Here is a 21,191-nt window from a genome sequence, read left to right as displayed (position 1 = left end):
AGCTTTTATTTTGCTCCTTCTATAGGTGTTGCTACTGGATATATTCCATTAAAGCAACCAACACAATATCCACAGTTTTCTTTAAAGCAACTATACATACCTTCCATACTTAAATATCCTAAGCTATCGCATCCTATTGCTTCTCTTATTTCTTCAATTGATTTTTTAGCTCCTATAAGCTCACTTCTATATGGAGTATCTATTCCAAAGTAGCAAGGAAATTTAACTATTGGTGAAGCTACTAAAAAATGTACTTCTTCTGCTCCTGCCCTTCTTAAAGAATCAACTAAGTGCTTTGATGTTGTTCCTCTAACTATTGAATCATCAATTAGTACAACTCTCTTTCCACTTATATTTGCTTTAAGTGGATTTAATTTTACTGCTACAGCTCTTTCTCTAATTTCTTGAGAAGGTGTTATAAAGGTTCTGCCCACATATCTATTTTTTACAAATCCAGTATCATAAGGTATTCCTGAAGCCTTTGAATATCCTATTGCTGCTGGTATTCCTGAATCTGGAACTGCAACTACCACATCTGCATCTATTTTATATTCTCTAAATAATTGTTCTCCTGACCTCACTCTTGATTCATGAACATCTAAGCCATCAATTGTTGAATCTGGTCTTGCAAAATAAATATACTCAAAAGCACATGTCTGACATTGTGTATTTTCTGAATACTTATAGGATTTAATTCCATTATCATCTATAATAATTATCTCACCTGGATCTACATCTCTAACTAATTCTGCTCCTATTGCATCTAAAGCACAACTTTCTGATGATAGTACATAACCTTCTTCTGTCTTTCCAAGACATAATGGTCTAATTCCATGTGGATCTCTAACTCCTATAAGCTTATCATTTGTCAAAATTACCATTGCGAAAGATCCTCTTATTGCTTGTATAGAATCAAATATCGCCTTTTCAAGACCTTTTTTAGCTCCTCTTGCTATAAGATTTGCTATAACTTCTGAATCTATTGATGTATGAAAGACATGTCCCCCATCTTCTAAAAGTTCTCTAATTACATCAGCATTTACTAAAGTACCATTATGAGCCATTGCTATTGAACTAAGCTTAGTTTGGCTAAGTAATGGCTGTGCATTTTCAATTCTAGTATCTCCGCATGTAGAATATCTAACATGCCCTATTGCTGCAAACCCTTTAAGTCTATTCAAATCCTCTTTAGAAAAAGCTTCTGTAATAAGCCCCATTCCTTTATGAATATCAACACTTTCACCATTTGCCACAGCTATTCCTGCACTTTCTTGCCCTCTATGCTGAAGTGCATACAACCCATAATAAGTCATAGATGCAACATCCATAGGCTTATTTACATAAACACCAAAAACACCACATTCATCCTTAAATTTATCATTACTCGGATCCAAAATTAAATTTGAGTTCAAAAAAACACCCCCCAATATTAATTGACAATTTATAATGGATAATGGATAATGGATAATTATGGATGCAATTTAGCTTAGCTGAATTGCTTATAATTTTAACTTTAATAACTCAGCTTGACTGAGTTATTACCTTAATTGCGCATTTTCCATTGTCCATTATCATTATTAATTATTTTTGTATTCTGTTTAATATTTCTATATAAGCATCTTTTACATTTCCAAGGTCTCTTCTGAATCTATCCTTATCTAATTTTTCTCCTGTTGTTGCATCCCAGAATCTGCATGTATCTGGTGAAATTTCATCTGCTAATATAACTTCTCCATTGTATCTTCCAAATTCTAATTTAAAATCTATTAATCTTATATTTTGCTTTATGAAGAATTCTTTTAGTAAGTTATTAATTTTTGCAGTCATTTCATAAATCTTGTTTAGTTCCTCAAATGTAGTAGCACCGATTCCTACTGCATGATAATCATTTATTAATGGATCTCCTAGTGAATCGTCTTTATATGATAATTCAAATACTGTAGTTTTAAGTTCAAATCCTTCTTCTAATCCTAATCTTTTAGCCATTGATCCAGCTGCTACATTTCTAACTATTACTTCTAAAGGTACTATTTCAACTTTTTTACAAAGTTGCTCTCTTTCATTTAATTTTTCTATAAAGTGTGTCTTTATTCCATTTTCATTTAGCATTTCAAAAATCATGGAAGTAATTGCATTATTTAAGGCTCCCTTATCTTCAATTTGCCCTTTCTTTTCTCCATTAAATGCTGTTGCATCGTCTTTATAGTACACAATAACTTCGTCTGCCTTTTCTGTAGCATATATTTTCTTTGCTTTTCCTTCATACATCATTTCTAATTTTTCCATTATAAATCTACCCCTTCTCCATTTTCTTCTATAAACTTACTTTTCATATCTAATCTAAATTCATTTAATTTTTCTCTTAACGAACTATCTTTTATTGCAAGCATTTGTACAGCAAGCATTCCTGCATTATAACTGTTATTAATTCCAACTGTTGCAACTGGAATTGATTTTGGCATTTGAACTATTGAAAATAAAGCATCTAACCCCTCCACTGCTCCTTTTATTGGAACTCCTATTACAGGCATAGTAGTTTGAGAAGCTATAACACCAGGCAGATGAGCTGCAAGCCCAGCTCCCGCAATAACAACTTCACACCCTTTTTCTTCAGCTTCCTTTAAAGTTTCCGTTAACTTTTCAGGAACCCTATGAGCTGATAATACATAAGCTTTAAACTCTACTCCAAATTCTCTTAAGCAATTAGCAGCTCCCTTCATAACATCAGTATCCGATTTACTTCCAAAAAATATAGCTACCTTCATATAAAAACCCCCGTTTTATTAATTGATAATGGATAATTGACAATTGCGCCTTGTCCATTGTCCGTTACTTAAAGTACTTCACTCCTGCTTTAAATATCTTTTGATCAAAGTTTCCTGGAACATTTTTATATAGGTTTTCTCCTATTCTTTCTGAATGTCCCATTTTACCAAGTATTCTTCCATCTGGACTTGTGATTCCTTCTATACCTAACATTGAGCCATTTGGATTAAAAGGCATATCACTAGATATTTCACCATTTAAGTCAACATATTGTGTTGCTATTTGTCCATTTTTTCTTAACTTTTCTATTAAATCTTGTGGAGCAACAAATCTTCCTTCTCCATGAGAAATTGCAATCGAATGTATATCTCCAAGATTTACTTCATTAAACCATGGTGACTTGTTTGATGTTATTTTAGTTCTAACTATTGAACTCATATGTCTATTGATTTCATTGTAAGTTAGAGTTGCCATATCTTCTTCTATATCTACAATTTCACCATAAGGTACTAATCCTAATTTTATTAGTGCTTGGAAGCCATTGCATATACCAAGCATTAAACCATCTCTATTTTTCAACAGATCCATTACAGCATCTTTTATTCTTTCGTTTCTAAATACTGTTGCTATAAATTTACCTGATCCATCTGGTTCATCTCCAGCTGAAAATCCACCTGGTAACATAATTATTTGGCTTTCTCTTATGCTCTTTTCCATTTCTAAAATCGATTGGTTTAATAAATCCTTGTTCATATTATTTAAAATAAACTCTGATACTTCTGCACCTTCATTCTGAAAAGCTCTTGCACAATCATATTCACAGTTTGTTCCAGGGAAAACTGGAATAAATACTTTTGGTTTTGCAACCTTTATTAAAGGTGTCTTTACTTCTTTAGATTCATATAATACTGTTTGAATTTTTTCTTTTCTATCTTCTGTTTTCACCTTAAATACATCTGATAACTTTTCTTCTAGTATCTTTTCTAAAAACTCTATATCAAAATTAATATCATATTCCTTTGAAACTATAGCCCTATTTTCTGTTGTATTACCTATTACTTTATAAGCGCAACCATTAAATTCTTTTTCTATTTCAACATCTTTTTTAACTTCTAAAACTAAGCTGCCATAATTAAGTTCAAATAATTCCTCTTTACTTAATCCTTCAAACTCTACCCCAATTCTATTTCCTAAACTCATTTTAGTTAAAGCTTCTGCTACTCCACCAAATTTTAATGATGAAGCAGAAATAACTTTTTTATTTAAAATAAGTTCATGTAACTTTTCTAAGTTCTTCTTATATCTGTCTACTTTTAATGTCATATCTTCATTTTTTTCAGCTATTAAAAGTACTATCTTAGAATTATTATTTTTAAATTCTGGAGATATAATATCTTTAGCTTTAGCAACATCCACTGCAAATGCCACTAATGATGGAGGTACATCTAAATCCCCAAAAGTACCTGACATAGAATCCTTACCACCAATAGCTGGTATTCCTAAATCCATTTGTGCTTGATATGCTCCAAGTAATGCTGAAAAAGGTTTTCCCCATTTGTTTTTATCTTTTCCTAATCTCTCAAAATACTCCTGTAATGTTAGTCTTGCTTTTTTATAGTTCCCACCCATAGCTGAAAGTTTTGTTACTGCTTCAATCACTGAATAATATGCCATATGGTAAGGACTCCACATCCCCATGTCTGGATTAAATCCATATGTCATTAATGTTGCATCTTTACTTTCTCCATTTAAAACTGGTATCTTAGCTGCCATACCTTCTGCTGGTGTTGCTTGATATTTTCCTCCAAAAGGCATAAGTACAGTTCCCGACCCTATAGTTGAATCAAATCTTTCAACTAAGCCCTTTTGCATTGATACATTTAAATTTTTTAATATATTAATCCACTCTTCTTTTACATCCACATCTTTTATGCTAAATGGGTACTCCTTTGGAGATTTCACTTCTACTTCTATTGCTTGTCTTGCCCCATTTGTATCTAAGAATTCTCTTTTTAAATCTACGATTTTTTTCCCTCTCCAGAACATTCTAAGTCTTTCATTATTAGTTACATCTGCAACTTTAATTGCCTCTAAATTTTCTTCTTCACATAAATCTATAAATCTTTTTTCATTTTCCTTGCTAACTACAACTGCCATTCTTTCTTGTGATTCTGAAATAGCAATTTCTGTTCCATCTAAACCTTCATACTTTTTAGGAACTTTATCTAAATCTATATCTAAACCTCTTGTTAATTCTCCAATTGCAACTGAAACTCCACCAGCTCCAAAATCATTACACCTTTTTATCATCCTCGAAACTTTAGAGTTTCTAAATAATCTTTGAATCTTTCTTTCAGTAGGAGGATTGCCTTTTTGAACTTCTGCTCCACACTCATTGATTGAATTTTCTGTATGTTCTTTAGATGACCCTGTTGCTCCACCTAATCCATCTCTTCCAGTTCTTCCCCCTAAAAGAATTACAACATCTCCTGCCTTAGGCTCTTCTCTAACTACATTTTCTTTTGGTGCTGCTGCTATAACAGCTCCAATTTCCATTCTCTTAGCAACATAATTTGGATGATATACTTCTGAAACTTGGCCTGTAGCAAGCCCTATTTGATTTCCATATGAACTATATCCATGAGCTGCTCCTAAGGTTATAGTTCTTTGAGGTAATTTTCCCTTTAATGTTTCTCCTATATTAACAGTTGGATCTGCAGCTCCTGTAACCCTCATTGCTTGATATACATAAGTTCTTCCTGATAATGGATCTCTAATTGCACCACCAAGACATGTAGCTGCACCGCCAAAAGGTTCTATTTCAGTCGGATGATTATGTGTTTCATTTTTAAACATTACTAGATATTCTTCTATTCCTTTGTTTGTTTCTATATTTACCTTTATTGAGCAAGCATTTATTTCATCAGATATGTCTAAATCTTCTAATAAACCTCTTTTTTTCATTTCTTTCATTGTTATAACTGCAATATCCATTAATGTTTCATCTCTGTCAGTTTCACCATAAACAAAATTTCTTGACTTTAAATACGCTTCATAAGATTTCGATATTGGATGTGTATAAAGTCCTTCTTCAATAACTACATTTTCTATAGCAGTTGAAAAAGTTGTGTGTCTGCAGTGATCTGACCAATATGTATCTATCACTTTTATCTCTGTAATGCTTGGATCTCTCTTTTCCTCTTTAAAATAATTTCTTATAAGTTTTATATCATCTACACTCATAGCAAGGCACATACTCCTGTGTAGCTCTTGTATTTCGTTATCATTTTTATTAGTGAATCCATTTAATATTTTCACACTTTTTGGCTTTGGAAGTTTTGATGCTAGTTCTAAGTTATCTATATTTACCTCTCTTGAATCAACCGAATTTATACAATATTTTTTAATTTTTTCCACTTCATTTCTTGATAAATTACCTTTTAATATTATTATTTTTGTCCATTTAACTTCTACTTTTTCTCCTGAAGTCAATAATTGATAACACTCCGCAGCCGAATCTGCTCTTTGATCATATTGCCCCGGTAGATATTCAACTCCAAAAGCTACTTCATTATCTTTTACTTCAAAATTATTTTCGTAAACATTATCTACAGTTCGTTCTGAAAATATTGTATAAAGAGCTTTTTTATAATCTTCTTCTTTCATTTCCCCTAAAGTATATTTATTTACAAGTCTAACTTCTTCTAAAGAATTAATTCCTAAGTTATTTTTATAATCTTCAAGCATACTTTTTCCTTCAACATCGAAGCATCTTTTTTTCTCTACAAATATACAACTCACCTTCAACCTTCATACCTCCAAGCTAGTATTTTCCAAAATTAAACATACGAATGTTTTTTTATAATATAAATATATATTTCGTTATTTATATCTAAAGATTACCACTCCGTTATATGATTGTCAACTTTATTAAATATATTTGCAATATAATTCGTATAATAACGAATTATATTGCAAATATATTTAATAATAATTCGACTTCATTTAAAGTTTACTTTATATCCATTTTATGTGAACTTATGTATTAATTATTTTTTTAAATTTGTTATTTAAATATCATTTTTACACAAACTAATATGGAGATAATTGAAGGTGGTGTTAATATGAAACATAACGCAAAAGAAAATTTAACAATAGCTTTAGATGAGCTTTGTTCATGTCAAAATCATCTAAACACTGCTTATTTACATGCAGAAGAAAATCATAATAGAAATGAAATTCATACTGCACTTGAAGCTATAGGTAGCGCTGTAGATTCCGCACAAACTGCTTTGAAAAATTATAAAGATTAGAAGGAGGTATTTAATATGGGACATAAGGCAAATGCAAAAGATGAATTAAAATGTGCTCTTTCTGATGTTACTCACGCTCAACAATTATTACATGATGCTATTAAATCTGTAGAGCAAGATGATAATAAGCAACTTATTCAAGATACTTTAGCAAATGTTAATGAAGCATTACATGCAACAAGAACTTCAACTTATGGATTTAAAGATTAATAAAATAAAAAGACTGTAGGAAAAACCTACAGTCTTCAGTTAACTATCTTCTGTTGTTTTGAGCTTTTCTTGCTCTTCTGCAATCAACGCATCTTACTGGTTCGTTGTCGAATCCTTTTTCTTTGTAGAATTCTTGTTCTCCTACTGTGAATACGAATTCCTTACCGCAGTCTTTACAAATTATTTTCTTATCTTCCATTTTAAATCCTCCATTCTAAAGACCAATATAATATCAACAAATCTCTACAATGGAGAAAGCTAATTTCTATTCAATCTTTAAACAAATATTTCGAAGTCTCATGACCTACTACTATATTTTATCATATATTTTTTTTTTTTGCTAGTAGTTTTTATTATATTAATCATAATTTAACACACTTTCTGTTAGTATATAATAGCATTTGTCAACATATTATATTCATTTCTTTTACATTTTATTTTTAATTTTTTACAAAAATAAAAGCTATAGGAAAACCTATAGCTTTTATTAATTACAACTATCTTCTGTTGTTTTGAGCTTTTCTTGCTCTTCTGCAATCCATACATCTTACTGGTTCGTTATCGAATCCTTTTTCTTTGTAGAATTCTTGTTCTCCTACTGTGAATACGAATTCTGAACCACAATCTTTACATACTAATTTCTTATCTTCCATTTTAAATCCTCCATTCTAAAGACTATTCAAGTAATTACTAATCTCTATAACGGAGAATATCATTATCTTTCAAAATCTTTAAACAAAATATTGTTAGTCTTATCGACTACTTATTCATAATAACATACTTAAATTAAAAAAGCTACTATTTTTTAATTTATTTTTCAAAAAAATACCGGTAGCTTTAACTACCGGCAAAGAAACCTACGTAACCCCGTGGGGTCATTTTTATTCTTATCATATTTATATGTTTATATTCTTAGTTTTATAATAATTTTATTTATATATTATGTGATTTTATTTTGATTCATGAACATTTTTACTATAAACCTTCTCTATCACATAATATTTCTAATAGTTCTTTTGGAGTTTTACCTCTAGAATTCATATGAAATTCAACTTCTTTTATTCTATTTTCCATTTTTTTAATAAAGTCATTTGTTTCTTTACTATTAAGTTCTTCATTATCAACTCTGGTATCATCTAAACTCAATTTAATTATATCTATAGCTTCAATTAATTCTTTTCTATAATCCTCATTACTTTTATTATCTTTATTGTTCGCTATTACTTCAATAGATGTTCTTTGATTATCATCCTTTATTTGATATATATAAAAATTATAATCATTCGGTTTCCCCATTAAATAATATCTGAGATTTCCATTCTTTTTAAAGTTCTCCATCGAATTAGAATGTTGACAAAAGTATATAGTTTTATTTTTATCTATTAAGTCAGTAATAGCTTGTGAATGAAACGTAATATTATTAGGCCTAGAATATTGAACTATATCTCCTGGCAATAAATTTAAATAAATTTCATCCCAATTTACTAATGCTTCTATTATTTTATATTCCTTGTATGAATGAACTCTTTTATATTCTTCTCCAAAATGTAAATGAAAAGGCTGTGCAGCTGTCCACGTTGAACTCCTATTAGGTAAGTTAGGAGAATAGTAAAACCAAGATTTTATACTTGTTGCAGTTGATTTATCCCCAACAAACTCCATTCCTCCAGCCCTTAAAACTTGAGATACAAAATTAGTACAATCTCCACCATCATTTACGTAATTATAATATTTACTATTAGATGATGTTGCCCATTTTATTGCATATTCTCGAGCTAATTCTCTATTATAATTATCATTTTTAACTTCTGCTGATATAGATTGCATATCTATACTTGCTATAAATAATACTAACATTAAAAATAATAATAAAAATAAATTTACTTTTCTTTTGATTAAACTTTTCATATTTTATCTCTCCAGATTATTTTAAACTATATTATATCTTTTGAAATAAAAGCAATTTCAATACATATTAATTACTTAATAAAAATCATCAAAAATGCACATAATAAAACAGACGTTGCAACAGATATTCTCATCATCTTTGTATCCTTATTTAAATCTCTTGGTATAAATTTAAATTCTTTATCAATCACTCTTTTAGAAACTCTACTTCCTATTATAATTACAGTAAAAATATAACCTATGAGAGAAGTAAAAATATCTGCTATAATTGCAATTCCACCATATTGAATCATACAAAAAAAGCAAAAAAGTTAAGGATGTCTTGCTTCGCAAAGCTTAATTTAAACTTACACGAATCATTTTCTGTTCAAAAATCCTTAATGGATTTTTCACACCTTAAATCTTTCGCTTTTTTATTCTTTCATTATTTCACTTTATTCTTTGCTTCCTTTAAGCATTTCGCCTATAGCTGCAATGCTTCCAAGTGAAGATAAAGTTTCATTTGGTAATATAAGCTTATTAGCTGGATTATTAGCCATTTCTTTAAGAGCCTCAACTTGTTTTAAAGCAATAACTGTTTCGTTAGTACCTGACTCTATAATTGCTTGGTTCACCTTTCTTATAGCTTCAGCTTCTGCTGTAGCTATTTCTTCTATAGCTTTAGCTTTACCTTCTGCTTCAAGCAATTGAGATTCTTTTAAACCTTCAGCTCTTCTGATATTTGCTTCTTTTTCAGCTTCTGCTGCAAGTATCTTAGATCTCTTTTCACCTTCAGCCTTTTCAATTTGAGATTGTCTTTGACCTTCTGCTTCAAGAATCATAGCTCTCTTATTTCTTTCTGCTTTCATTTGCTTTTCCATAGCTTCTTGAATTTCTGTTGGAGGTATTATATTTTTAATTTCAACAGAAAGTATCTTTATACCATATGCATCTGTAACTTCATCTATGATACTTAAAAGATCTTGATTTATTTTATCTCTTCCTGATAAAATTTCATCTAAACTCATGTTACCTAAGATATTTCTCATATTAGTTGTTGCTGAATATACGATACCTGATCTATAGTCTTCAATATTATATACAGCATCTTTAGCATTTAATAGCTTATAAAATATAACATTATCTACAGATATTTTAACATTATCTTTAGTAATAACTGATTGTGGTGGTACATCTAAAATTTGTTGCTTTGTTGAAACTTTTTTTCTAACAAAGTCAGCAAAAGGAATTAAGAAGTGCCATCCTGGTTCTAAAGTTTTATGATATTGACCAAACCTTTCTACAACGTATAAGTATCCTGTGTTTACGATTTTAATTGATGATAAGATTACTATTAATACAAAAAGTATTACTACTCCTGTAATTATTAACCCTACTAAACCATTCATCTAAATTTCCTCCTCTTTTTTAATTATTAATTTAATACCCTCAATACCTGTGATTTTAAAACTTTCGTCTTTTCTTATCACTTCTCCTGAGTTTTGCACAGTCCAGTATATTCCGTCAACTTTAATTTTAGCCCTATCTATTATATCTTCTTCTGCTTTCATAACTCTTCCTATATAAGTTTCTTCCATTAAAGGTGTACGTTTAACACCTTCTTTAAATTTACGTTTTGCCCATGGATAACCTACTGAAACAGTTATTAGATTTACTACTAAGAAAAGTACTACTTGAACCCCAAATGTTACTCCTAGTAAATCAGCTATCATTGCAACAAATGCTCCTACAGCAAACCAAGCAAATAAAAAATTACTTGTTGCTATATCTATAGCAATTACTACAGCTGCAACTATAATCCAAAAAATTACCGCTCCCATTATTTCCCCCTCCTTTTTTTCATTTAAGAATATTATATCATTTTTTAGTAAAAATTTGAATTCGATTAACTTATGAATTCATTATAATATATGCATTACTTTATTACAATATCTCATTTATCTTTTTATAAGGTATTTTATAACCTTTTATTTCGTTTAAAGACATCTTTCTTTTATTATCATTGATTTTCTATAGTTTTCCTTTTATTATTTAAATATATCATTTAATTAATACTTATATATTTAATACAAATAGTATATTTATTTATTAATATTCTTATTAAATAAATTTTTAAAATTATATTTGCTATTTAACTAAAGAAAATCATTAAGACATTTTTAAACAGAAATTACTTTACAAGGATGTTTTTAGTTTTGCAAATTAAAACCTCCTTAACTTTTCACTTATAAATTGCTAGGAGTTTTTTTATCACTGTGAATTTTAAATATAAAAAAGAGTTACAATACTTATATACTAAGTATTGTTTAATTTAATATGGATTGGAGAGATTTTATGGATTTTATAAAAGTTGCAGCTGCATGTCCTATCACTCGTGTAGCAGATATAGACTATAATTTAGAAAATATATTTATTTGTTTAGATGAAGCATATAAAAATGGGGCTAAGTCAATAGTTTTTCCTGAATTAGCTATTACTTCATATACTTGTGGTGATTTATTTATGCAATACAGCTTATTAGAAAAAGCTAACTTGGCAATAGAAAAACTAATTAAAAAGAGCACTGGCCTAGATATGCTGATTGCTATAGGAGCTCCTTTAAGCTTTAAAAATGTATTGTTTAATTGTGCTTACATAATTTTCAACGGAAAACTTCTTGGAATAGTTCCAAAATCATATATTCCAAATTACAGTGAATTTTACGAAAAACGTTGGTTTAGTGAAGGTCTTGGAATAATAGATGAAAAGGTAGATTTTGCTTTTCAAAAGGATGTTCCATTTGGAACTAATTTAATTTTCACTTCAGGAAGATATAGTTTTGGATTTGAAATTTGTGAAGACCTTTGGGTTACAATTCCTCCAAGTTCATATCTTTCACTTCTTGGTGCAAATATAATAGGAAATCTTTCAGCATCTAATGAACTTGTAAGCAAAAAAGATTATAGAGAAGCTCTTATATCTAACCAAAGTGCTAGATGTATGTCTGCTTATATTTATTCATCTGCTGGAGTTCATGAATCCACAACAGATCTTTTATTTAGTGGACATATGTTAATTGCCGAAAATGGTACTATTCTTAAAGAAAATGAAAGATTCCAAAGAGATAATGAAGTTATCTATTCATGTATAGATGTATTTAGATTAAACAGTGAAAGGCTTAAAAATATAAGCTTTAGAGATGCTTCAAGAATAGTACCATTTGAAGCTGAAATAATAAACTTCACTTATAATAATACTGAAATAAATAACTTCGATAGATTTATAGATAAGCATCCTTTCGTTCCAGCTAATATTAAATTACGTGAAGAAAGATGTAAGGAAATATTTAATATTCAAGCTGCTGCCTTAGCTAAGAGAATGGAACATACTAATTTGAAAAAAGCTGTTATAGGTATTTCAGGAGGACTTGATTCCACTTTAGCTTTACTTGTAGTGGTTAAAACCTTTGAACTTCTAGGTTTAGATAATAAAAATATTGTTACTATTACAATGCCTGGTTTTGGGACTACTGATAGAACTTATAATAATGCTTTAACATTATGTAAGGAATTAGGTTGTGATTTAAGAGAAATTAATATAGTAAAAGCTGCTCTTCAACACTTTGAAGATATTGGTCATGATAAAAATATTCATGATGTTACTTATGAAAATGTTCAAGCTAGAGAAAGAACTCAAATTCTTATGGATTTAGCCAATAAAGAAGGTGGATTATTAATTGGAACAGGAGATCTTTCTGAATTAGCTCTTGGATGGTGTACTTATAACGGAGATCATATGAGTATGTATTCTGTTAATCCATCAATTCCAAAAACTCTTGTTAGATATTTAGTTAGATATGTAGCAGAAAAGGAATCAACTACTGAAGTTTCAGATACACTTTTAGATATATTAGATACTCCAGTTAGTCCTGAACTTTTACCTAAGAGTGATAAGGGTGAAATTACTCAAAAAACTGAGGATATAGTTGGACCTTATGAACTGCATGACTTCTTCCTATATCACTTTATTAAACATGGTTCTTCAAAAGAAAGAATAAAGCTTCTTGCAGAACAAGCATTTAAAGATGATTATAGCAAAGAAGAAATTGCTAAATGGCTTGATAAATTTATTTATCGATTCTTTACACAACAATTTAAGAGAAGTGCTTTACCTGATGGACCTAAAGTTGGAAGCATATCATTGAGTCCACGTGGTGATTGGAGAATGCCTTCTGATGCTTCCTTTAACTCTTTTAAATAAAAGAAAGATATTGTATTTCAAGTAGTTAGTATCATTCACTGGGAGTTTTTATAATTCTACTTATTCAAAATACCTAAATTACCATAACTCGCATTCGCTCAAACAATGGTAATTCTTAACGGTATTTTGAAACATAGAATTATAAAACTCCAACAGTTCATGATAATACTACTTTCCATACAATATCTTTCTTTTTATATAAAACTAGTTGCACTTCATCTAACTTTTATCACATTATCTTATTTAAATTTTCTAAATTTCCATAACTCGCATTCGCTCAGACAATGGAAATTCTTAACGAAAATTTAAAACAATCAATTATAAAACTCTAATACCTTGTAATAATGCAGACCTCCACATAATGTGATTCTTTTATAAATATAAATTGAGTTAAATATATTAGTAAATTACCATAACTCGCATGCGCTCAGACAATGGTAATTCTTAACGAAAACTTAAACCGCCAAGTTATAAAACTCTAGTTCCTTGTAATAATGCAACTTTCCGCACAGCAGATTCTTATTTTATAATTTAAATTGAGTTAAATATATTAGTAAATTACCATAACTCGCATTCGCTCAAACAATAGTAATTCTTAACGGTATTTTGAAACATAGAATTATAAAACTCCAACAGTTCATGATAATACTACTTTCCATACAATATCTTTCTTTTTATATAAAACTAGTTGCACTTCATCTAACTTTTATCACATTATCTTATTTAAATTTTCTAAATTTCCATAACTCGCATTCGCTCAAACAATGGTAATTCTTAACGAAAACTTAAATCGCCAAGTTATAAAACTCTAGTTCCTTGTAATAATGCAACTTTCTGCACAACAGATTCTTATTTTATAATTTAAATTGAGTTAAATACATTAGTAATTTTCACCTTTTCTTAGATTTACACGTTTAAATCCAACTAGGCTATGATTTAATACTGCATATTTTGATTCTAAGTCTTTTAAATAGCATTGAACTACTTCATCAGTATCGCAGCTTCCTACATTTTTAATATCTAAACTTACCTTTACAGCTTCAAAATCATTTTTAATATCTTCTACCTTTAAGTTTGCTAATTCTACTTTTGAATAAGTTAGTCCATATCCAAATGGATATAGCACTTCTGATTCTACATATCTATAGGTTCTTCCCTTCATTGAGTAATCTGTGAAATCAGAAAGATCTTCTTCATTTTTATAGAAGGTTGCCTTTTCGGCTATTATTTCAGCTTCAACAAATCTATCATCAGCTTGACCTTATACTGAGATTCTATCTTTAAGCATGTGACATCCATCTGAATAAAATACTCTAATATCCTCTCCTACTGCTTCGTGAATACCTTCTAATATAGTTACATATTTTTAAACGGTAGCACAATAATTTGCAAGAATCATAATTTCACTATTTTCATTTGGTCCTATAACTGCAATAGATTTTAGTTTTTCTTTATTTAATGGTAGTATTCCATCTTTTTTTAATAAAATCATAGATTTTTTGCAGCTTCTAAAGATAAATCATTATGCTCTTTACAATCAATTATTTCATATGGTATATCATTATGTTCACAATTTTCATCAAACATTCCAAGTCTTATTCTTGTTTCCATTAATCTTTCTGCCGCTGTTGTTATATATTCTTCTGTAACTAAACCTTCTTTATATGCTAATAGCAATTGAAGATATACATTACCACAGTTTAAATCACATCCATTTTTAATAGCTAATGCTGCTGATTCTGTAGCTGTACTTGTTATATGATGGTGCAAATGGACATCTGCTATTGCAAAGCAATCGGAAACTACATGCCCTTGAAATTCCCACTTTCCTCTCAATATATCCTTTAAACAAAGTTTTACTGCCACAACAAGGTTCTCCATTTGTACGATTATAAGCTCCCATCACAGATTCAACATCGGCTTCCCTTACTGCCGCTTCAAAAGCTTGTAAATACGTTTCATATAAATCCTTTTGATTTACAACTGCATTAAATTCATGCCTTAATAATTCTAGATCGCTATGGACAGCAAAATGCTTTGCACAAGCAGCTGTCTTTAAATATTTTCCTTCTCCTTGCAATCCATTAATAAATGATACACCAAGTCTAGAAGTTAAATAAGGATCTTCCCCATAAGTTTCATGGCCACGTCCCCACCTAGGATCTCTAAATATGTTTATATTAGGTGACCATAATGTAATACCCTTATAAATATATCTATCTCCTCTTTTGCTATTTTCAGTATATTTTGCACGTGCCTCTGTAGAAATCATACTTGCTATTTGACCTAATAGCTCATCATCAAACATAGCAGCTAGTCCAATTGCTTGTGGAAATACAGTTGTTGTACCAGTTCTTTCAACTCCATGAAGCCCTTCATTCCACCAATTATATCTTGGAATATTTAAATGTTCTATTGGCGCTGCATTATATGTTAATTATGATGCCTTTTCTTGTAGTGTCATTTTTGCAACTAATTCTTTTGCTTTAGCCAAGGCTTCTTCATGTGTCATTCTATTTTCCTTATTCATATTTCTCTCTCCCTAATATTCAGTAGTTATAATTTATTTCTAAAATAGATTAATATTATTTTATTAAACTTTCTCTATATTCAGTTGGTGACATTCCTGTTTGCTTTTTAAAAGCTAACGAAAAATAATTTGTATCTTTATATCCAACTAAAGTTGCTATTTTTCCCGCTTTCATACTAGTGGTATTTAATAGTGATTTCGCTTTTTCTATACGTTTTCGAATAATATAGCTATTGCATCCTTCTCCAGTAATATGTTTAAATAGCTTTGAAAAATAAGTTGGACTTAAATAGAGCTTTTCCGAAATACTATAAACTGAAATATCTTCATTTAAATGTCCATTTATATATAATTTAGCTTTTCGTATAATTTCATGACTCTCTCCTATATCTGCCTTTAGAAGATTTAATATGAAATCTCTTGTTATTTTTACTTCATCATTTGTGTTACAAGTTTGTAATGACATTAAAAATGAATTGAAAATATTATCCTTAATCTCTATATCTTTATCAATACAAGAAAAATATACTCCGCAACCTATATCGAAGCAAGATTTCTTTACTAAAGCCTTAGATAAATTATAAACATCAACTGTTTCTATAAATGATTCAAACGTATCCATAACCTTTTCTAAATTCTCTATATTCTCCATCATAGTGCTTCTTATTTTTTGTATTCTATTGCTAAATAAGCTTAATCCCTTTACATCATTTTCTTCAAAACTTATAGCTTTTTCTTTTTTAAGCAATCTAAATGCATCATTATAAGATATATTAACTCTATCTAGTTCATTTACTATACTACCAAGTATTATCTTTGGTTTAATATTATACTCTCTTTTCAAATATTGAACTAAATTTTCTACATTTTTATTTGTTTTTTTTAATCTAGAATTTAAAAACATCGCAATTATTATATTTTTATTTTCATCTTCAAAAGTAATACCTTCTTTATTACAATCAAAGACTTCTATGCAAGCATTTTTAATTGATAAATTTAGTAATTCAAAATGTTGTTTCCACTTTGGATTATCATCTATAAAGGGAACTACAATTGCAATTTGTAAATCTCCATCTTTATCAAGATAATCTAACACTTCCTCTGTATTATCAGCTTTTATTCTTTTATATATCAGATTTTGCATTATTTGCTCTATCTTTAATTGCTCAGATAAACCACTTATTCTACTATTGATTTTTTCATTAAATAATCTTGCTTTTTCATTTTTTATATCATCTATTAATCGCTTTACAGTCTTTTCAAGTTCTATTTCATCAACTGGCTTTAATATATAATCATCAACTCGCATTTTACAACATTTCTGAGCATACTCAAAACTATCATAGCCTGTTAAGACTATAATCCTAGTTTTCTCATTTAATGAATTTACTTTTTTCACTAAATCTAGTCCATTCATTTCTCTCATGCAGATATCAGTTATCATAATATCGACTTTACTTTCTTTCATTAAATCTAAAGCTTCAATCCCAGATGATGCCATCCTAACTTCACTAATCCCCAAGCTATTCCATTGAATAAAATTAAATATTCCTTTTCTTATCATTTCTTCATCATCAACAATCATAGCTTTATACATTATTTTCACGCCCCTTTGGTAAAATAATGTCAACTGTAGTTCCACCATATTTATTTTGTTTATAAAATAGACCATACTCTGTACCAAACATCATTTCTATTCTTTTATTTACATTCTTTATTCCATACCCTTCATTTTCATCTAACTGAGATATTGATTTATTAATATTAAATAATTGCTCCTTGCTCATACCTATCCCATCATCTATAACAGAAACAATTACCCTATTGCTTAGTTCTGATACAGTAATTAAAATTTTCCCCTTAACCCTCTCTCTTACACGTATTCCATGATAAATTGAATTTTCAATTAATGGTTGCAATGTTATTTTAGGGACTAATATTTTTTTCATCTTATCATCAATATCTATTTCCAATTGAATAATATCGCTATATCTAGCATTTTGAATAATTAAGTAATTTTCAATATTAGATAATTCTTCTGAAAGAGTAACTAAATCTCTCCCTTTACTTAAAGATAATCTATAATAGTTTGCTAAAGCTTTCACCATACGAGATACTATTTTATTACCATCTGATAATGCTTGCCAATGAATACATTCTAAAGTATTATACAAAAAATGGGGCTGTATTTGCGATTGTAATTTGTTTAATTCAATTTGTTTAATTTCTTCTTGCTCCTTCTTTACTCTATCCATAAGTAAATGTATTCTTTGTATCATACTATTAAATCCATTTGTAAGTTGCCTGAAATCCCTTCCTTTCCATTCCTCATTTATCCTGACATCTAAATTTCCTGTAGATACCTCTTCCATTTTTTTTATAATTAGATCCATAGGTTTATATAAGCTTTTACTAAATTTATAAAAACCTATGCTAATTATTAAATCAATAATTATAACCCATAAAATAATTATTAATATCACACATTTAGTATCTTTTAATAAGGCTTCTTTAGGTATCTCTCCTACCATATACCAATCCCAGTTACTAATATTCTTATAAATAATTACTTTATTACTTATTCTTTTTTCTCCATTCTCTTCAATGAGAAAATCCTTATATTGGCTTTTAGTACCTATTAAATCTTTATATTCATTTGAAATTATATTTCCATCCTTATAAGTTAAATAAGTTTTTACACTTAACTCCTTATCTAAATTAGAATAAAATTCATTAATATGATTTTCACCTATACCAATTACTAAAATTCCAATATGTTGATCAAAAATATATTTTTCATAAACAGGCTGATAAATATTAAGTACATATTGTTCTTTATCAAAAACTTTCTTTTCTATATTAATTTTGCAATTATCAAAATTACTGCTTAATGCTTCATTATATCCATTTATTATTTCTTCTCTAAATCTATCATTAGTCCATTGTTCACCTACATAAACAACACCATTTCCATCTAATTTAACTAATCCAATATAATCAATATAACTATTGGAATCTAATATATATCTTATTAAATTATAAACTTCACTTGCATCTTTATTATACTTTTGAGATGTTTCATCCTCATTTGTTAAAAATTCCTTAGCACTATTATCTGAAGAAATTATATTAGATATCTCAATAAAATTCTTTAGAGTTATATCTAAATTTTCACTTATCTTTTCAAATTGTCCCTTAACAAATGCACTTGATTTCTCTGTTATTTCCTTACCAGCTAACTGATATACTGTAAAAATTATCAATGCATTAGTTAATAAAATTGAAAAAATAAAGACTATAGTAACTTTATAATTAAACTTTCTTGTATTAAATTTATATATAAATTTAATTATCAAATTTTTCATAATTCTATCATCTCTAAATTCTTCTTAAATTTCTAACCTTTCACCGCTCCTGCCATCATTCCTTTAATCAACTTATCTTGTCCAAATATAAATACAATTAGCATTGGTAGCATAGAAATTGTAAGCACAGCCATAATCATAGGTACATTCATTGTATATTGTCCTTGATATTCCCATATTGATAGAGGTAACGTTCTATTTTGCAATGACTGTGTTAGAGTTAAAGCAAAACTAAACTCATTCCATATACTAACTCCATTGTAAATTGCTAAAGTAGCTAACCCAGGCTTTGTTAGTGGTAAAATAATATTAAAGAAAATTCTATACTTATTACACCCATCTATTTCAGCTGCTTCCTCAAGCTCTTTAGGAATTTCCTTCATAAATGTAACTAGAATAAAAATTGAAATAGGCAAATTAAAAGCTACATATGGTCCTACTAATGCCCAAATACTATCATATAAACCTATTTTAGTTGTCATTATAAATATAGGAAGTAATGTTACATGAACAGGTACTGACATCAACGCTACTATCGTTGAATATACAGGCTTTCTTAGCTTAAATCTAAATCTTGATAAAGGGTATGATGCACATGCACTTAAAATAAGTAATATTACAAGAGATACTATTAGAACTATTATACTATTTTTAAAATATATAAAAATATTGCCCTTAAAAACTTCAATATAATTATTTAAAAATAAGCCTTTAGGAAAATCAAAAACATTACCCATAAGCAATTCAAACTGTTCCTTAAATCCTGCAAGTAACATAAATAGAAAAGGAATAATAGTAATTGACATCCATATTATTACTAATACACCAATAAAACATTTTATTGAAATAGTCTTTATTGTTAGTTTTTTTCTTATAGCAATCACAATTCTTCCTCCCTATTTAATACTTTAATTGTAAATAACGATATCACCGTTATAATAATGAACATTCCTGTTGCAATTGTAGAACCATATCCCATTCTTTGTGATGCAAAAGCATTTTTATACATATACGTTGCCATTAATTCAGATGATGATCCTGGACCTCCACCTGTCATAACATAAATTAAATCAAAATATTTTAGTGATCCAACCATAGATAGTACAATTGCACTTTTTATAGCTGGTTTCATTATTGGCAATGCTACTTTCCAAAAATATTGACTTTTTGTAGCTCCATCTATAATTGCTGCTTCATATAAATCTGAAGGAATATTAGTATATGAAGCTAAAAAATAAATCATATAAAACGGAATAAACTGCCAACATATTGCAACCGTGATTGTTAACAATGCAGTTTTAGGATTACCTAATAAATCTATTGATCCTCCCCCTAAAAACTTTGAAATTCCAGTAATTATCCCAGTATTAGCATCTAATGCGTATCTAAATAAATATCCAATAGCAACAGAAGACATAAGCATTGGTATAAACCAAATTACTTTAAATATATTTAACTTTCTTCCTCCAAAATCTAAAAAAGTTGCAAGAAGCATTCCAATGGGCAATTGAATCATTATAGATAATACCATTATCACTATATTATTAAGTAATGCCTTTCTAAAAACAGCATCACTTAATAGTTCCTTCCAGTTTCCTAATCCTATAAATACTTTATTTAAACCAATTCCATTCCATTCAAATGTACTTAATCTAATAGAATAAATTATTGGATATACTATAAATACTAGAAGAAATATGCATGCTGGGACTAAAAATATGATTGTTGCTCTTTTAGTTGATGAAGCACGTTTTTTTGCTAAGCTACTAACCTTAACTTGCATATTATTCTCTCCTTTATATTAATTTATAGGCTATTACAAACATTCATTTTATAAAATAATTTCAAAATATAATGCCT

At 28.8% G+C, this 21,191-nt stretch carries 17 protein-coding genes and 1 pseudogene; 3 read left to right on the top strand and 15 right to left on the bottom strand.

Translation table 11 applies throughout. The annotated features are described in order from the left end of the window. Positions 1-5: 5 nt before the first annotated feature. The 4 genes from purF to NSA50_RS06720 all read right to left on the bottom strand — a co-directional run bounded on the left by purF (position 6) and on the right by NSA50_RS06720 (position 6,573). A complete protein-coding gene (gene purF, locus NSA50_RS06735) occupies positions 6-1,412 on the bottom strand; it encodes an amidophosphoribosyltransferase (protein ID WP_257443951.1) in 1,407 nt (468 codons plus the stop codon). Positions 1,413-1,581: 169 nt separating this feature from the next. Beyond that, the gene (gene purC / locus NSA50_RS06730) at positions 1,582-2,286 is read right to left on the bottom strand and encodes a phosphoribosylaminoimidazolesuccinocarboxamide synthase (RefSeq protein ID WP_195429534.1); all 705 of its coding nucleotides are present in this window, start codon (positions 2,284-2,286) and stop codon (positions 1,582-1,584) included. Further along, positions 2,286-2,765: a 5-(carboxyamino)imidazole ribonucleotide mutase gene (gene purE / locus NSA50_RS06725; RefSeq protein WP_195429532.1), complete on the bottom strand. Its 480-nt coding sequence runs from the start codon at positions 2,763-2,765 to the stop codon at positions 2,286-2,288. The genes purC and purE overlap by 1 nt, the downstream gene beginning before the upstream one ends. Before the next feature lie 64 nt (positions 2,766-2,829). Continuing rightward, positions 2,830-6,573: a phosphoribosylformylglycinamidine synthase gene (locus tag NSA50_RS06720; protein ID WP_257443948.1), complete on the bottom strand. Its 3,744-nt coding sequence runs from the start codon at positions 6,571-6,573 to the stop codon at positions 2,830-2,832. A gap of 317 nt (positions 6,574-6,890) precedes the next feature. Between NSA50_RS06720 and NSA50_RS06715 the strand changes: the two genes are divergently transcribed. Further along, positions 6,891-7,079: a hypothetical protein gene (locus tag NSA50_RS06715; RefSeq protein ID WP_195263400.1), complete on the top strand. Its 189-nt coding sequence runs from the start codon at positions 6,891-6,893 to the stop codon at positions 7,077-7,079. Positions 7,080-7,094: 15 nt separating this feature from the next. Further along, a complete protein-coding gene (locus tag NSA50_RS06710) occupies positions 7,095-7,289 on the top strand; it encodes a hypothetical protein (protein ID WP_008677525.1) in 195 nt (64 codons plus the stop codon). A 43-nt stretch (positions 7,290-7,332) separates the two neighbouring features. On the opposite strand, the gene NSA50_RS06705 is transcribed toward NSA50_RS06710, so the two are convergent. The 6 genes from NSA50_RS06705 to NSA50_RS06680 form a co-directional block, all read right to left on the bottom strand. Then, positions 7,333-7,488: a zinc-ribbon domain-containing protein gene (locus NSA50_RS06705; protein ID WP_195263399.1), complete on the bottom strand. Its 156-nt coding sequence runs from the start codon at positions 7,486-7,488 to the stop codon at positions 7,333-7,335. A 298-nt stretch (positions 7,489-7,786) separates the two neighbouring features. Next, positions 7,787-7,942 carry a zinc-ribbon domain-containing protein gene (locus NSA50_RS06700; protein WP_195263398.1) on the bottom strand — a complete coding sequence of 52 codons (156 nt, stop codon included), beginning with the start codon at positions 7,940-7,942 and terminating at the stop codon, positions 7,787-7,789. 322 nt (positions 7,943-8,264) lie between these two features. Next, complete coding sequence (locus NSA50_RS06695) at positions 8,265-9,197, bottom strand: amidase domain-containing protein (protein WP_257443946.1); 933 nt, start codon at positions 9,195-9,197, stop codon at positions 8,265-8,267. A gap of 71 nt (positions 9,198-9,268) precedes the next feature. Next, entirely contained in the window at positions 9,269-9,490 is a 222-nt protein-coding gene (locus tag NSA50_RS06690) for a hypothetical protein (protein WP_195263396.1), read from the bottom strand. A 141-nt stretch (positions 9,491-9,631) separates the two neighbouring features. Then, complete coding sequence (locus tag NSA50_RS06685; protein ID WP_195263395.1) at positions 9,632-10,585, bottom strand: SPFH domain-containing protein; 954 nt, start codon at positions 10,583-10,585, stop codon at positions 9,632-9,634. Beyond that, positions 10,586-11,017 (bottom strand): NfeD family protein, encoded by a 432-nt coding sequence (locus NSA50_RS06680; RefSeq protein WP_195263394.1) that lies wholly within the window; start codon positions 11,015-11,017, stop codon positions 10,586-10,588. A gap of 514 nt (positions 11,018-11,531) precedes the next feature. Between NSA50_RS06680 and NSA50_RS06675 the strand changes: the two genes are divergently transcribed. Next, positions 11,532-13,436, top strand: a complete 1,905-nt coding sequence (locus tag NSA50_RS06675) for an NAD(+) synthase (protein ID WP_195429527.1) — start codon at positions 11,532-11,534, stop codon at positions 13,434-13,436. Between the two features lie 886 nt (positions 13,437-14,322). On the opposite strand, the pseudogene NSA50_RS06670 reads toward NSA50_RS06675, so the two are convergent. The 5 genes and pseudogenes from NSA50_RS06670 to NSA50_RS06650 form a co-directional block, all read right to left on the bottom strand. Further along, positions 14,323-15,966 (bottom strand): annotated as a pseudogene (locus NSA50_RS06670) (glycoside hydrolase family 3 N-terminal domain-containing protein); the annotation flags it as partial. Positions 15,967-16,021: 55 nt separating this feature from the next. Then, entirely contained in the window at positions 16,022-17,563 is a 1,542-nt protein-coding gene (locus NSA50_RS06665) for a response regulator (RefSeq protein WP_257443945.1), read from the bottom strand. Beyond that, positions 17,556-19,331, bottom strand: a complete 1,776-nt coding sequence (locus NSA50_RS06660; RefSeq protein WP_257443944.1) for a sensor histidine kinase — start codon at positions 19,329-19,331, stop codon at positions 17,556-17,558. The genes NSA50_RS06665 and NSA50_RS06660 overlap by 8 nt, the downstream gene beginning before the upstream one ends. 32 nt (positions 19,332-19,363) lie before the next feature. Continuing rightward, positions 19,364-20,137 carry a carbohydrate ABC transporter permease gene (locus NSA50_RS06655; RefSeq protein WP_306813917.1) on the bottom strand — a complete coding sequence of 258 codons (774 nt, stop codon included), beginning with the start codon at positions 20,135-20,137 and terminating at the stop codon, positions 19,364-19,366. A 74-nt stretch (positions 20,138-20,211) separates the two neighbouring features. Continuing rightward, the gene (locus NSA50_RS06650; protein ID WP_257443943.1) at positions 20,212-21,114 is read right to left on the bottom strand and encodes a carbohydrate ABC transporter permease; all 903 of its coding nucleotides are present in this window, start codon (positions 21,112-21,114) and stop codon (positions 20,212-20,214) included. Positions 21,115-21,191 lie beyond the last annotated feature (77 nt).

The sequence above is a fragment of the Clostridium mucosae genome, assembly GCF_024622765.1.
Classification (GTDB): Bacteria; Bacillota; Clostridia; order Clostridiales; family Clostridiaceae; genus Clostridium.
The sequence above is the reverse complement of the archived record's forward strand: the minus strand, read 5'-3'. Positions and strand labels throughout refer to the sequence as shown.

What these genes read in the sequence shown, in the direction of transcription:
- purC (WP_195429534.1), bottom strand. Translation starts at nt 2,286, where the DNA reads ATGGAAAAATTAGAAATGATGTATGAAGGAAAAGCAAAGAAAATATAT.
- purE (WP_195429532.1), bottom strand. Translation starts at nt 2,765, where the DNA reads ATGAAGGTAGCTATATTTTTTGGAAGTAAATCGGATACTGATGTTATG.
- NSA50_RS06715 (WP_195263400.1), top strand. Translation starts at nt 6,891, where the DNA reads ATGAAACATAACGCAAAAGAAAATTTAACAATAGCTTTAGATGAGCTT.
- NSA50_RS06710 (WP_008677525.1), top strand. Translation starts at nt 7,095, where the DNA reads ATGGGACATAAGGCAAATGCAAAAGATGAATTAAAATGTGCTCTTTCT.
- NSA50_RS06705 (WP_195263399.1), bottom strand. Translation starts at nt 7,488, where the DNA reads ATGGAAGATAAGAAAATAATTTGTAAAGACTGCGGTAAGGAATTCGTA.
- NSA50_RS06700 (WP_195263398.1), bottom strand. Translation starts at nt 7,942, where the DNA reads ATGGAAGATAAGAAATTAGTATGTAAAGATTGTGGTTCAGAATTCGTA.
- NSA50_RS06695 (WP_257443946.1), bottom strand. Translation starts at nt 9,197, where the DNA reads ATGAAAAGTTTAATCAAAAGAAAAGTAAATTTATTTTTATTATTATTT.
- NSA50_RS06690 (WP_195263396.1), bottom strand. Translation starts at nt 9,490, where the DNA reads ATGATTCAATATGGTGGAATTGCAATTATAGCAGATATTTTTACTTCT.
- NSA50_RS06685 (WP_195263395.1), bottom strand. Translation starts at nt 10,585, where the DNA reads ATGAATGGTTTAGTAGGGTTAATAATTACAGGAGTAGTAATACTTTTT.
- NSA50_RS06680 (WP_195263394.1), bottom strand. Translation starts at nt 11,017, where the DNA reads ATGGGAGCGGTAATTTTTTGGATTATAGTTGCAGCTGTAGTAATTGCT.
- NSA50_RS06675 (WP_195429527.1), top strand. Translation starts at nt 11,532, where the DNA reads ATGGATTTTATAAAAGTTGCAGCTGCATGTCCTATCACTCGTGTAGCA.
- NSA50_RS06665 (WP_257443945.1), bottom strand. Translation starts at nt 17,563, where the DNA reads ATGTATAAAGCTATGATTGTTGATGATGAAGAAATGATAAGAAAAGGA.
- NSA50_RS06660 (WP_257443944.1), bottom strand. Translation starts at nt 19,331, where the DNA reads ATGAAAAATTTGATAATTAAATTTATATATAAATTTAATACAAGAAAG.
- NSA50_RS06655 (WP_306813917.1), bottom strand. Translation starts at nt 20,137, where the DNA reads ATGTCAATTACTATTATTCCTTTTCTATTTATGTTACTTGCAGGATTT.
- NSA50_RS06650 (WP_257443943.1), bottom strand. Translation starts at nt 21,114, where the DNA reads ATGCAAGTTAAGGTTAGTAGCTTAGCAAAAAAACGTGCTTCATCAACT.